Source organism: Segnochrobactrum spirostomi (assembly GCF_009600605.1).
GTDB classification, from domain to species: domain Bacteria; phylum Pseudomonadota; class Alphaproteobacteria; order Rhizobiales; family Segnochrobactraceae; genus Segnochrobactrum; species Segnochrobactrum spirostomi.
In genome coordinates this window covers 840,464-854,241 of record NZ_VWNA01000001.1, presented here as the reverse complement: position 1 = coordinate 854,241, position 13,778 = coordinate 840,464, and the positions used below count along the sequence as shown (strand labels likewise).

Here is a 13,778-nt window from a genome sequence, read left to right as displayed (position 1 = left end):
TAAGTGGCATTGTTCGCTATTCCCTTTCAAGCCGGAAAATCGTTAGGTCTCTGCGCGGCCGGCAAGGCCGTCCGTTACAAGACTCACGACGTTTGTCAAAGCGTGCGTCCCGGAGGACCAGATTATGCGCAGCTTCGAATCCCTCGTTCCCGGCACCCCGGCCGGCCGCTTCGCCGGCATCGAGCGGCCTTATGCGGTAGCCGATGTCGAGCGGCTCCGCGGCAGCGTGGTGCCGCAGATGACGCTCGCCGAGCGCGGCGCCAACCGTCTCTGGAAGGCCCTGCACGAGCTCGACTACGTCAACGCCCTCGGCGCCGTCACCGGCAACCAGGCGATGCAGATGGCCCGCGCCGGGCTCCAGGCGATCTATCTCTCGGGCTGGCAGGTCGCCGCCGACGCCAACGTCGCCGGCGCCATGTATCCGGATCAGAGCCTCTACCCGGCGAACTCCGCCCCCGAGCTCTGCCGCCGCATCAACCGCACCCTGCAGCGCGCCGATCAGATCGAGCACGCCGAGGGCAAGGTCTCGCGCGATTGGTTCCTGCCGATCGTCGCCGATGCGGAGGCCGGCTTCGGCGGCCCGCTCAACGCCTTCGAGATCATGAAGGCGTTCATTGAGGCCGGCGCTGCGGGCGTCCACTTCGAGGACCAACTCGCCTCGGAGAAGAAGTGCGGCCATCTCGGCGGCAAGGTCCTGATTTCGACCTCGGCCCATGTCCGCAACCTCAACGCCGCGCGCCTCGCCGCCGACGTGATGGGTGTGCCGACGCTGATCGTCGCCCGGACGGATGCCGAGAGCGCCCGCCTCATCACCTCCGACATCGACGAGCGGGATCGTCCGTTCATCGAATCGAGCGAGCGGACGCCGGAAGGCTTCTTCCGCCTGAAGGAGGGCACGGGCCTCGATCACTGCATCGCCCGCGGCCTCGCCTACGCGCCGTACGCGGATCTGCTCTGGTGGGAGACCTCTCACCCGGATCTCGAGGATGCGCGCAAGTTCGCCGAGGCGGTGCACAAGCGCCATCCCGGCAAGCTGCTCGCCTACAATTGCTCGCCCTCGTTCAACTGGCGCGCCAAGCTCGATCCCGACACCATCGCCCGCTTCCAGCGGGAGCTCGGGGCCATGGGCTACAAGTTCCAGTTCGTCACGCTGGCGGGCTTCCACAGCCTCAACCACGGCATGTTCGAGCTCGCCTCGGGCTATCGGGATCACGGCATGGCCGCCTACAGCGAGCTCCAGCAGGCGGAGTTCGCGGCGGAGGCGGCGGGCTACACCGCCACGCGCCACCAGCGCGAGGTCGGAACCGGCTACTTCGATCAGGTGTCGCTCGCGATCACCGGCGGCCAGTCGTCCACCACGGCGATGAAGGCCTCCACCGAGACCGATCAGTTCACGATCCCGGCGGTAGCGGCGGAGTGACGTCCGGCGCCGGTTTCAGAACCGCGCCCACGGCCTTCGTTCCCGCGATCGGCGTCTCCCCTCGAAAGGAAAGCCGAGACCCGATCGCCGCTCCGTCATCGAGACTTGAGGATAAGACCATGCATCACGATCGCTTCTGGGTCGTCGGCGGCAAGTACCGCGACATGTCCTTCGCCGATCTCATCCCGGGCTCCGAGAGCCTGTTCGGTCCCTTCCGCACGCGCCGCGACGCGGAAGACGCTTGGCGCAAGGTTTCCGAGCGCCACCGCAGCCAATGCCTCGCCCGCTTCGTCATCGCGGCGGAAGGGCATGCGCGTCCCCTCCCGGCGGCAGGCCACTTCGCCGCCTGACTCCCCCCAGAGCCGCCGGAGGGTTCACGCGAGCCCGCCGCTCTTCGCCCGAGCGGCGGGCTCAATTCGTCACGAGACGGCCGGGGCGACCCGGCCGTCTGCGTTTGCGCCTCACTGATAGTCGTTGAGGAGCGTCTCGAGATATTCCTGGCGGCCCGAGCGCGGCTGCGGGTTCACGCCGTTCGTCTCGACATAGGCGGCGAGGTCGTCGAGCGAGCGCTCGCCGGCGAGGATCGCCTTGCCCTCGGCGCCGTCCCAGCCCGCATAGCGGTCGGCGACGTGCTTGGCGAGGCGGCCGTCCTCGATCATCTCGGCGGCGGCGAGCAGGCCGCGGGCGATCGCGTCCATCGAGCCGACATGGGCCTGGATCAGGTCCGCCGGATCGAGCGACTGGCGACGGATCTTGGCGTCGAAGTTCATGCCGCCGGTGGTGAAGCCGCCGCCCTTCAGGATCTCGTAGATGGCGAGGGTGATCTGGGGCACGTTCATCGCGAACTGGTCGGTATCCCAGCCGAGCAGATCGTCGCCGCGGTTGATGTCGAGCGAGCCGAAGATGCCGAGCGCGTTGGCGAGCGCGATCTCGTGCTCGAACGAGTGGCCGGCGAGGATCGCGTGGTTCTGCTCGAGGTTGAGCTTCACCTCGCCTTCGAGGCCGTAGCGCTTGAGGAAGCCGTACACCGTCGCGACGTCGAAGTCGTACTGGTGCTTGGTCGGCTCCTTCGGCTTCGGCTCGATCAGGATCGGGCCCTTGAAGCCGATCTTGTGCTTGTGCTCGACGACCATGGTCAGGAAGCGGCCCATCTGGTCGAGCTCGCGCTTCAGGTCGGTGTTGAGCAGCGTCTCGTAGCCCTCGCGGCCGCCCCACAGCACATAGTTCGCGCCGCCGAGCTCATGGGTGATCTCGAACACCGTCTTCACCTGCGCCGCGGCGTAGGCGAACACCTCCGGATCGGGATTGGTCGCGGCACCGGACATGAAGCGGCGGTTGGAGAACAGGTTGGCGGTGCCCCACAGGAGCTTCACGCCGGTCTCTTCCATCTTGCGGGCGAAGATGTCGGCGATGACGCGCAGGTTGCGGTTCGATTCGGCGAGCGTCGCCCCTTCCGGCGCCACGTCGCGGTCATGGAACGCGAAGAACGGCGCGCCCAGGATGCGGAACAGATCGAACGCGACGTCGGCCTTCGCCTTGGCGAGGGAGAGTTCGTCGCTGCCGTGGAACCACGGGCGCTCGAAGGTGGCGCCGCCGAACGGATCGCCGCCCGGCCAGGTGAACGAGTGCCAATAGGCGACGGCGAAGCGCAGGTGGTCTTCCATCCGCTTGCCGAGCACGACGCGGTTGGCGTCGTACCAGCGGAAGGAGAGCGGGTTGCGGCTCTTCGGCCCCTCGTAGGCGATCGGGGTGGTTTCGGCGAAGAAGCTCATGAGCGGATGTCCTTCAGGTTCGGATAGATCTTGCGATAGGTCGTGAACGCGTGCCCGTAGCGGGCGGCGAGGGCGCGGTCGGGATCGATGGTTTCGGCGATCGGCGGCTTGGTCGCGACGGCGGACGGCGCCTCGCCTGTGGCGGCGAGCCGGCCGAGCCGGGCCGCTCCGTAGGCGCCGCCGAGATCGCCGCCGGCGAGCCGCTGGACCGGCAGATCGAGCACCGCGGCGATGATCTCGAGCCACAGCGTGGAGCGGGACCCGCCGCCGATGGCGGCCACCGCCGTCGGACGGCTCCCGGCCTCGGCGAGGGCGTCGAGGCAGTCCTTGAAGGCGAAGGCGACGCCTTCGAGGACCGCGAGGGCGAGGTCGGCCGGGCCGGACGCATGGCTGAGGCCGATGAAGGCGGCGCGCGCCTCCGGATCGTTGTGCGGCGTGCGCTCGCCCGACAGATAGGGCTCGAACATCACCGGATTGGCGCCGCGCAGGGCGGGATCGATGCGGGCGACGAGCGCCGCTTCGCTCTCGGCGCCGACGAGCTTCGTCACCCAGGTCAGCGCCGAGGCGGCGGAGAGGATGACGCCCATCTGGTGCCACGTCTTCGGGATGGCGTGGCAGAAGGCGTGGACGCCGCGCGAAGGGTTCGGGCGGAAGGCGTCCGTCGTCACCCACAACACGCCTGAGGTGCCGAGCGAGACGAAGGCGTCTCCGGTGCCGATGGCGCCGATGCCGATGGCGCCGGCCGCGTTGTCACCGGCACCGCCGGCCACGATCGGGGCCTTCGTCATGTTCCAGCGCTGGCGGAGCTCCTCGCGCAGGGCGCCGGAGGGCTCGGAGCCTTCGACGAGGCGCGGCATCGCCTCGAGGCCGAGGCCGGTCGCGGCGAGCATCGTCTCGGACCAGCGGCGCGCGCCGGTGTCGAGCCACAGCGTGCCGGCGGCGTCGGACGGTTCGGAGACCTTCTCGCCGGTCAGAAGCAGGCGGACATAATCCTTCGGCAGCAGCACCGTGCGGGTGGCGGCGAAGATGTCCGGCTCGTGGGTGCGCACCCAGGCGAGCTTCGGCGCGGTGAAGCCCGGCATGGCGCGGTTGCCGGTGATCGCCGGCAGGTCCGGCACGGCGGCTTCGAGCGCCGCGCACTCGGCGCCGGAGCGGCCGTCGTTCCACAGGATGCAGGGGCGCAGCACCCGGTCGTCGGCGCCGAGCAGCGTCGCGCCGTGCATCTGGCCGGAGAGACCGAGACCTTCGACCGCCGCGATCTCCGCCGGATGCTTGGCGGCGAGGCTGTCGATGGTGGCGAGGACGCCCTCCCACCACGCGGCCGGGTCCTGTTCGGACCATCCGTCGTGGGGGCGGGACACCTCGAGGGCGTGCTCGGCGGCGGCGATCTGGCGCCCGTCCGCATCGACGAGCACGGTCTTCACCGACGAGGTTCCGATGTCGATTCCGAGATTCATGAGGAGCGTACCTCAAATTTGCCCGGCGCTTTTCAGCACGCCGTGGCGGGTGAGACCCTATGGCAGGTTGTCGCGGATATAGATTCCGATGCGGATCTTCTCCTGGCTTTCGAGCACCGAGCCGCCGGTGCAGCGCGCGAGCAGGATGCGCGCTGCGGAACGCACCTCATGGCCCGGGTTCTGGTCGATGACGACGTCCATCACCCCGCTGAGCAGCCATTGGCGAGAATGCTGCGTCAGTTCATGACCGATGAACACGACGTCTTGAGCACGGCCGGCCGCCTCGAGCGCTTCGACGATGCCGCGGTTGCCGGCCCCGATCGAATAGACGGCGAGAAGGTCGGGGTGGTTTTCGAGGAGTTCGCCGACGGCGACGCGGTTGAGGGCGAAATCGTCGCGTCCCTCCCGCGGCGGCAGCACCGTCAGGGTCGGATATTCGGCGGAGATCACCTGCTGGAAGCCGAACAGCCGCTCGGCGTGGTCACGCAGGGCGAACGAGCCGGCGACGACGCCGATCTTGCCCGGCCGTCCGGCGGTGAACCGCCCGATCAGGCTCGCCGCGGTGCGGCCGGCGGCCGAGTTGTCGATGCCGACGAAGTGTTCGCGCCGGGCGCTCGGCACGTCGGAGACGAGGGTGACGACGGCGATGCCCCGCTCGACGAGGCCGTCGATCGCCGCGCGGACCGCCGGATGATCGAGGGCGACCAAGGCGACGCCGTCGATGCCGGGCTCGAGCTCGGCGAGGGCCCTCGACAGGATCGCGGGATCGAACACGTCGACGCGGCGCACCACGATCTCGGCGCGCTGCTCGGCGAGCCAGCGGGCCGCGAGCCGGGCTTCCGCCTCCAACATGATGGTGAACGAGGTCGCCCGCACCGGCAGGATGAAGCAGAATTTCAGCCGGGTCGCGCGGGCGAGCCGCGCCGCGAAAGGGTCCGGCCGGTAGCCCAGCGTGGCGACGGCGTTCTCGACCTTCTCGACGGTCGTGGCGCGCACGCCGGGGCGCCGGTTGAGGACGCGATCGACGGTCGCGAGACTCACGCCGGCGAGGCGGGCGACATCCTCGAGAGTGGCCTTGGCCAAGGAATTCCTCCGGAGCGCACCATCGCAAGGTGCAGGCTTCATCGCCTTCTCTAGCGGGCGACCCGGCAAATTCCCATCATTTTCTGAGGTGCGTCAATCATGCGCCGCATCATCGCCGCGCTGCACTGCGGGAGGTTCAGCCGGCGAGCGGGATTTCGCGGTCGGTGACGACGGCGATCGGGTCGCCGCTGAGCGCCGCCGCGAGGGCCGCGCGTCCCTCGTCGGTGCTGAAACCGGGCACGACGCGCCGCGCGCCGATCACCCGGGCCAAGCGGGCATTGTCGCCGAGACGGGGGTGGACGTTGATCCGGTGGATGGTCGCGTGGCCGCGCGCCACCGCCTCGTGGGCGGGCGTCTCCTTCGGCACGTGGCCGGTGAACACGAACGGCACCGACCCGCCCCAGCGGGCGAGGAGCTCGGCCGACATGCCGTCGTCGGCGGCGCCGTTGGTGCAGATCACGATGTCGGTCGGCTTGGGCTCGGCCGCCATCGGTTCGGCGAGGAAGCGCGCGGCGGCGGCATGGGCCGTCGTCTCGGCCGAGCGGTCCATCGCCGAGGCGAGGCGCTCCATCTGCTCGAACACGTTGGGGTCGAGCCAGGCGCGCGGCAGGCCGAGTTCTTCGAGCCGCAGCGCGATCTCCGGCCCGCGTCCGCCGACCGGCACGGGAAGCACCGCGCCACCCGCGATCTTCTCGGCCAGGCGGGCGACCTGCGGCTCGATCGCTTCCGTGTGCCCGCCATAAGAGGCATCGACCAGGGCGAGCGCCGCCTTCGGCGTCTCGTCGAATGGATAGACGACGGATTCGGTCGAATAATCGCCGGTATAGAGGAAGCCGTCGGCGAGCCCGAGCCACAGCCAGACGCCGCCGGGGGCGTGGCCGTCGCGGCCGGTCTTGACCTCGATGCCGGAGATTTCGAGCGAGCCCTGGAGCGGCAGCAGCTTCCGCAGCGAGGCGGGCGGTACCTGCTTCGGCGCGCCCGGATGCAGCCGGTCGACGATCGACCACGTCTCTTCGGTCGCGAACACAGGCGGGTTGCCGATGCGGTCGAGGTGGATGAGGCCGCCGACATGGTCGGTGTGGCAATGCGAGATGAGGAGGGCGTCGACCCGGCCGATGCGGTCGATGCCCTCGACGGGCTCGCCGTTCGCCCCAACGCCGAGATCGAGCAGGATGCGGCGCCCGCCGGATTCGATGAGGAAGCAGGCCGGCGACTTGCCGTCGAGCCCGCTCACCAGGATGAGCCGTCCGTCGCGGAATTCGTTCGTCGTCATTCGCTCGTCTCCCGCGGTTCCGGCATCGCTCCGACCCGGCGCCCCGTCGGCACCGGCTTGATCGAAATGACGAACCCGGCCGGAAGGTTGCTCCCGGCCGGGTTCGCGTTCAAGCGCGTGATGCGCGCGAAGCCTCAGTATTCGACGATGCCGTCGAGCGTGTAGTGCTTCACCGTCTTGCGGTTGGCGATGAGCTCGTCGATCGTCGGCTCGCCCTTCATGGCGCGGGCGAGGGCGAGTTTCATCGCTTCGTAGTTGGTGTCGTAGAGGTTCTTCTTGTCGAGTTCGGCATGGGTGGCGCAGCGCGGGTCCAGCCACAGGGTGACGATGATGCAGATCTCGTCCACCTGATCCTTCGGCAGGATGCCCTCGATCACCGCGTCGACGATGGCGTCGCCGACCGCACCCTGCACCACGCCGCCGAGCAGGCCGACATAGGCCGCGTTGTCGATCGTCACCTTCGTCGTCATCATCGCGGCCGGACGGACGAGCTGGTTGAGGTCGCGGATCACGAACATGCGGGTGTGGCCGACGACCTGGCCCATCATGCCCGCGAAGGCATGGCCGGCCGGACCGCGCACGGAACCGATCAGCACCTCGGGCATGGCATCCGTGTATTGGCCTTCGGCCGCCAGAACCGTCGCCTCGCCGGTGCGGAACCAGATTTCGCTCATCGTCTTCTCCTCGGGTGGAAATGGCGGCTTCGTACCGCCTCTGGAAGGGGGACCATCGCAGGGGGGACCCTCGGTCCGCCGGCGCGCACCATAGAGGGCGTTTGCGTCACGGGATATGACCGAGGCGACATCAGGGCCGCCGCTCCGCTGCGATCGCCGGCCGCTGGGGGCCGCCACCGTCGCGCTCTTCCTTACGGTCCTGGCTCGGCGCGACGCCGAAGCGGGCACGGTAGGCGCGGGAGACGGAGGAGGCCGAGGTGAAGCCGCAGGCGAGGGCGATTTCGAGCACGCTCTTGTCGGTCTCGCGCAGAAGCTGGCGCACCCGCTGGAGCCGGAGCCCGAGATAATAGGCGCCGGGCGTGACGCCGAGATTGGCGCGGAAAAGCCGTTCGAGCTGGCGGCCCGACACGCCGGCGGACGAGGCGAGGCGGCGCGCCGAGAGCGGCTCGTCGAGATGGCGCTCCATCAGCTCGACAATGCGGATGACGCGGGAATTGGTGACGCCGAGCCGTTTGGCGAGCTTCAGGCGCTGGGCGTCGTGACGGTCGCGGATGCGCTCGTGGATGAATTGTTCGGAGATCTTCACCGCGAGCTCGGAGCCGTGCTTGCGGGCGATCATGTCGAGCATCAGGTCGATCGCCGCGGTGCCGCCGGCGCAGGTGAAATGGCCGTTGCCGATCTCGAACAGTTCGTCGCTGACCTCGATGTCCGGAAAATCCTCGCGGAAGGCCGGCACCGCTTCCCAATGCATCGTCACCCGGCTGTCGTCGAGCAGGCCGGCGCGGGCGAGGAGATGGGCGCCGGTATCGAGGGCGCCGAGCGTCACGCCGCGGTGGGCGAGGCGGCGCAGCGTGGCGATCAGCGGCTTCTTGCCCTGGGCGCGCGGGTCGAACCCGGCGCACACGATCAAGGTCGGCACCGCCGCCTTGTCGACCGCCGCCTCGGCGGCGAGGCTCATGCCGTTCGAGGCCTCGACCGGCCCGCCGTCGGCCGAGAAGATATGCCAGGAGAACAAGGTCCGTCCGGCGAAGCGGTTGGCGACCCGCAAGGGCTCGACGGCCGAGATGAAGGCCATCATCGAGAAGCGCGGCACCAGGAGAAAACCGACCGGCTCCGGCCCGCTGCCGCGGTAGGGCTGGAAGAGCGCGCAGCGGTCCGCGCCCGGGCGGGACCGGCGCCGCGTCTGCGCTCTCCCGCCACCAGTGCGCTCACACGCCATCCCTCGCGTAGCGCTCGTCCCAGGACCGTTCGCGCACCAGCGCGCCGTTCTCGAACGCCCGGAGATGGGCGGTGAGGCGGAACGCGGTGGCGTCGGCGGTGAGCTCCGACACGGTTTCGATGCGGATGCGCCAGCCGTCGCGGCCGATCTCGTAGGCCTGATCGATGCGGTAGCGGGCCGAGAGCGGATCGTCGCCGGAGATCGTCAGCTCACGCCGCAGATCGTGGGCGTTGGAGGTGCCGATCTCGTCGAAGCGCACGACGCCCTCGCCGAACAGCCCGCCGCGACCGTCGGTGATGTAGGTCGCGCGGTTGGCGATGAGGTCGATCGAGGCGGAGCGGACCATCGAGCCGTCGGTGATCCGGGTGCTCGGGGCACGCGGACCGCGCGCCGGCGGCTCGAAAGCGACTGAGGCGTCCTCCGGGCGCGGGGTGCGCACGGGCAGGGCGAGGCGGCCGGCGTGGACCGTCAGCGTGGTGGCGTCCGCGGCCGGCCACAGCAGCGGCCAATAGGCGGTCGAGATCGCGATCCGCAGCCGGTGCCCCGCGGCGAAGCGGTGGCCGGCGACCTTGAGCGGCAGACGGACCATGAAGCGCTCGCCGGGCCGAAGCGGCTCGGCGCGCTCGTGGCCGTTGCGATGGGTGAGGTTGAGGACGCCGTAGGCGACCCTGAGCGCCGCGCCGTCCGGGGCGACCTCTTCGAGGCGCACGGCGATCTGGCCCGTCGGCTTGTCGGCCGTCAGGTCGAGCTCGATGATGGGAAAGCCGAGGATCTCCAGCGGTTCAGAGAGAGGCACGCCGTCGAACACCAGCGATCCGCCGTCGTCGAGCCGCTGGTCGGCGGGCATCTCGCCCTCGACACCGGTGCCCATCCATTCGCCGGCGGCGATGCCGGTCCAGAGCGGGGAGCGGATGGCGCGCGCCGCCGTCAGGGCGCCGGTCGCGGCGAGGCCTTGATCGGCGAGGTGGAGGACCTGCGGCGCGATCGACGGGCTCGGCCAGACCGGTTCCGCGACCCAGCGGCCGTCGGAAGCCGGCCGGCTCGTCTCGGGCTTCATCCAGTCCTCGACATAGGCGCGCAGCATCGGCTTCGCTTCGGCCCCGTTCGCCTCGCCCTTGAGCCAGCGATCCCACCATTGCTTGGCCTCCTGAAGGAAGCCGATGGCGGGCGCGGGCGTCGCGTCCTGGGGATAGATGTGCGCCCACGGGCCGACGATCGCCTGGCGCGGCACGCTCAAGCCTTCGAGCAGGCGGGGGACGGCGTTGGTGTAGGAATCCGCCCAGCCGCCGATCGCGAGCACCGGGCATTCGATCGCCGAGAAATCCTCGCAGACGGAGCCGTGGCGCCAATAATCGTCGCGCAGCGGGTGCTCCATCCAGAGGCCGGGCCAGAGCGGCATGGCGTCGAGCCGCCTCAGCCAATCCTCGCGCCACGTCGGGCCGACGATCTCCGGATCGAGCGGGCGCGCCTGATAGGCGAGCATGATCGCGCCCCACCAATGGTTATCGTTGAGGAGGCAGCCGCCCATGTAGTGGATGTCGTCGGCGTAGCGGTCGTCGGTCGAGCAGACGGTGACGATCGCCTTCAAGGCCGGCGGGCGGCGGGCCGCGACCTGCAGCGAATTGAAGCCGCCCCAGCTCTTGCCCATCATGCCGACCGCCCCCGTGCACCAGGGCTGCGCGGCGATCCAGGCGATCGCCTCGACGGCGTCGTCCTGCTCCTGCTTCAGATATTCGTCGGCGAGGAGTCCGTCGGATTCGCCCGAGCCGCGCATGTCGACGCGGATCGCGGCATAGCCGTTCTCGGCGAACCAATGATGCATCGGCTCGTCGCGGTCCCGGGTCCCGTCGCGCTTGCGGTAGGGGATGTATTCGAGAACCGCCGGCACCGGGACGGTCTCCGCATCGGCCGGCAGCCACAGGCGCGCGGCGAGGCGGGTGCCGTCGGCGAGCGGAATCCAGAGATTTTCGGTGACGCTGACGCTCATGGAGGCACTTCTATCGGCGAGAGATGGGATGGGAGGCTGTTTGAACCGATGGGTCACGGTGCACCGTCGCGACCCGGTCCCGGTGTGGGAGGGCTGTCGCATCGGCCACAAATAGAGCCGCCTCTCCCTTCGCCCCCTCGGGGGAGAAGGTGCCCCGAAGGGGCGGATGAGGGGGCTTTCGTCTCGGATGGCTCGTGCCGCTCTTGCCCCCGAGAGAGGTCTCGGAGCGCCCCTCATCCGGCCCTGCGGGCCACCTTCTCCCCGCCAGCGGGGAGAAGGGAGAGGGCGGTGAGCGGCGGGACACTGTCATCCACTTGCTGGCGCGAGGGGCCCGCATGGCGCGCCGCCGCGATATCATTCCGCGCTCCCGCGGCTCTTCAGCACCTCTTCGAGCCAGCCGGGGCGCATTTCGGGGACGGAGGCGAGGAGCTTCGCGGTGTAGGGGTGCGACGGGTTGGTGAAGATCTCCGCCGTCGGCCCCTCGGCGACGATCTCGCCGTTGAGCATCACCACGACGCGGTGGGCGATGCGGCGCACCGTGCCGAGATCGTGGGTGATGAAGAGGTAGGCGACGCCGAGTTCGTCCTGAAGGCGGCGCAACAGGCGCAGGATGTCGTCGGCGACGAGCGGGTCGAGCGCGGAGGTCACCTCGTCGCAGATGATGAGGTCCGGCTTCGCCGCCAGCGCCCGGGCGATGCAGACACGCTGCTTCTGGCCGCCGGAGAGGGCGCCGGGCCGGCGCGTGGCGAAACTCTGGTCGAGCCCGACTTCGGTCAGAAGCTCGGCGACGCGGGCCGCGAGCGCTGCGCCCTTGAGGCCGAAATAGAAGGTCGCCGGCCGCCCCACGATCTCGCCGATGGTCTGGCGCGGATTGAGCGCGACGTCCGGAAGCTGGAACACATATTGGATGCGGCGGAGGTCCTCGCGGCTGCGGCGGGCGAACGACGGGGCGAGCACTTGGCCGGCGAACCGCACCGTGCCGGAGCGCGCCGGCACCTGGCCGGCGATGCCGTAGGCGAGCGTCGTCTTGCCCGAGCCGGATTCGCCGACGACGGCGACGGTCTCGTGCTTGGAGACGGTGAAGCGGGCGGCCTTCACCGCCGTCTTTTGGCCGTAGGCGATGGTGAGGTCTTCGATCGCCAGCACCGTTTCGGCGCGGGCATCCTCGGCGGCGCCGGTGCCCTGTTCGGCGGCCTTCCGCTCGGCGACCAGGGCGCGGGCATAATCGGTCGTCGGCCGGCTCAGGATCGCCTCGGTCGGGCCCTGCTCCACCATCTTGCCGTGGCGCAGCACCATGATGCGGTCGGCGATCTGGGCGACCACGGCGAGATCGTGGGTGATGTAGAGCGCCGCGGTGCCGTAGAGCGCGATGAGCTTCTTGAGGTGGGCGAGCACCTCGATCTGGGTCGTCACGTCGAGGGCGGTGGTCGGCTCGTCGAGCACCAGCACGTCCGGCCGGCACGACATCGCCATCGCCGCCATCGCGCGCTGCAACTGGCCGCCGGAGACCTGGTGGGGATAGCGCTCACCGAAATGTTCGGGGTCCGGCAGATCGAGGGCGCGGAACACTTCGACCGCCCGGGCGCGGGCCTCGGCGCGGCCCATCAGGCCGTGGCGGATCGGCCCTTCGCAGACCTGATCGTAGAGGTTCATCGCCGGATTGAACGCTGCCGCCGCGCTCTGGGCGACGTAGGCGACCCGCACGCCGCGGGTCTGCCGGCGCCCGGCCGAAGAGAGGCCGCGCAGGTCCGTGCCGTCGAGCACGATCTCACCGCCGGTGATGCGGCAGCCGGGCCGGGCGAAGGCGAGCGCGGCGAGCCCGATGGTCGACTTGCCGGCGCCGGATTCGCCGATCAGCCCGAGCACCTCGCCGCGGGCGAGCTCGACATCGACATTGTCCACGAGCACGGCGCCGGACGCCGCCTCGACGCGGAGGCCTTCCATACGCAGTACGGTGGAAGTGGCCGGGGCGGGGGCCTCGAGAACGTCGGTCATGGCTCAGACCTCCAGCGCGTGGCCGCTCGGGCGCGAATGGAGCGTCAGCATCCAATCGATCACCAAGTTGACCCCGATGGTGAGGACGGCGATGGCGCCGGCGGGAAAGAGCGGGGCATAGAGCCCGAAATTGATCGCCTGGGCGTTCTCGCGAACCATCGAGCCCCAGTCCGCGGCGGGCGGCTGCACGCCGAGGCCGAGGAAGGAGAGCGAGGCGATGAACAGGAAGATGAAACAGAAGCGAAGGCCCGCTTCCGCGATCAGCGGCGGCAGCGCGTTCGGCAGCACCTCCCGCACGATGATCCAGCCGAGCCCTTCGCCGCGCAGCCGGGCGACCGCCACATAATCGAGCACGGTGATGGTGCGCGCGACGGCTCGTCCCACGAAATAGACCCGCGTCGATTCCAGGATGCCGATGGTGCCGATCAGGACCGGGATCGAGGTGCCGAGCACCGACAGCACCATGAGGGCCGAGATCAGCACCGGGATCGACAAGAGGATGTCGATGCCGCGCGACATCACCGTGTCGACCCAGCCGCCGATCGCCGCGGCGATGAAGCCGAGGGTGACACCGATCAGGAAGGCGACCGCCGTGGTGACGACGGCGATGCCGATCGTGGTGCGGCCGCCGTAGATCAGCCTCGTCAGCATGTCGCGGCCGATATTGTCGGTGCCGAGCCAGGTTGCGGCACTCGGCGGGTCCCAGACGCCGCCGACGAGTTCCGCCTCGCCGTAAGGCGCCGTCAGCGGCGCCAACAGGGCGGCGAGGACGATGACGAGCACGATCACCCCGCCGATGATGGCGGAGAGCGGCGGGCGCCGCCGGGTCTTGCGGGCGGCAGCCGGCGGGGGCGCGGGGGCGGCGGAGGGCGTTGCAGAGGTCACGGCGGCGGTCCTC

Annotated in this window: 11 protein-coding genes; 2 read left to right on the top strand and 9 right to left on the bottom strand. The window is 69.7% G+C overall.

The window, feature by feature from the left end; genetic code table 11:
• Positions 1–124 precede the first annotated feature (124 nt).
• Both aceA and F0357_RS03805 read left to right on the top strand, forming a co-directional pair.
• Positions 125–1,420 (top strand): isocitrate lyase, encoded by a 1,296-nt coding sequence (gene aceA / locus F0357_RS03810; RefSeq protein WP_153478943.1) that lies wholly within the window; start codon positions 125–127, stop codon positions 1,418–1,420.
• A 119-nt stretch (positions 1,421–1,539) separates the two neighbouring features.
• A complete protein-coding gene (locus F0357_RS03805) occupies positions 1,540–1,770 on the top strand; it encodes a DUF4170 domain-containing protein (RefSeq protein WP_153478941.1) in 231 nt (76 codons plus the stop codon).
• Positions 1,771–1,881: 111 nt separating this feature from the next.
• Here F0357_RS03805 and xylA read toward each other — a convergent pair whose 3' ends face one another.
• The 9 genes from xylA to F0357_RS03760 all read right to left on the bottom strand — a co-directional run bounded on the left by xylA (position 1,882) and on the right by F0357_RS03760 (position 13,765).
• Positions 1,882–3,192 (bottom strand): xylose isomerase, encoded by a 1,311-nt coding sequence (gene xylA / locus F0357_RS03800; protein WP_153478939.1) that lies wholly within the window; start codon positions 3,190–3,192, stop codon positions 1,882–1,884.
• Entirely contained in the window at positions 3,189–4,649 is a 1,461-nt protein-coding gene (xylB, locus tag F0357_RS03795; protein WP_153478937.1) for a xylulokinase, read from the bottom strand. The genes xylA and xylB overlap by 4 nt, the downstream gene beginning before the upstream one ends.
• A gap of 57 nt (positions 4,650–4,706) precedes the next feature.
• A complete protein-coding gene (locus F0357_RS03790) occupies positions 4,707–5,774 on the bottom strand; it encodes a LacI family DNA-binding transcriptional regulator (protein WP_153478934.1) in 1,068 nt (355 codons plus the stop codon).
• Positions 5,775–5,868: 94 nt separating this feature from the next.
• Entirely contained in the window at positions 5,869–7,005 is a 1,137-nt protein-coding gene (locus F0357_RS03785; protein ID WP_153478932.1) for an MBL fold metallo-hydrolase, read from the bottom strand.
• 134 nt (positions 7,006–7,139) lie between these two features.
• Complete coding sequence (gene fae, locus F0357_RS03780) at positions 7,140–7,679, bottom strand: formaldehyde-activating enzyme (RefSeq protein WP_153478930.1); 540 nt, start codon at positions 7,677–7,679, stop codon at positions 7,140–7,142.
• Positions 7,680–7,809: 130 nt separating this feature from the next.
• Entirely contained in the window at positions 7,810–8,898 is a 1,089-nt protein-coding gene (locus tag F0357_RS03775) for a GlxA family transcriptional regulator (protein WP_153478928.1), read from the bottom strand.
• Positions 8,888–10,885, bottom strand: a complete 1,998-nt coding sequence (locus tag F0357_RS03770; protein ID WP_153478926.1) for a CocE/NonD family hydrolase — start codon at positions 10,883–10,885, stop codon at positions 8,888–8,890. Before F0357_RS03770 ends, F0357_RS03775 begins: the two co-directional genes overlap by 11 nt.
• Before the next feature lie 354 nt (positions 10,886–11,239).
• Positions 11,240–12,880, bottom strand: a complete 1,641-nt coding sequence (locus F0357_RS03765) for an ABC transporter ATP-binding protein (RefSeq protein ID WP_153478923.1) — start codon at positions 12,878–12,880, stop codon at positions 11,240–11,242.
• Positions 12,881–12,883: 3 nt separating this feature from the next.
• Positions 12,884–13,765, bottom strand: coding sequence for an ABC transporter permease (locus tag F0357_RS03760; protein WP_376767780.1), 882 nt, complete (start codon positions 13,763–13,765; stop codon positions 12,884–12,886).
• Between the last annotated feature and the right edge of the window lie 13 nt (positions 13,766–13,778).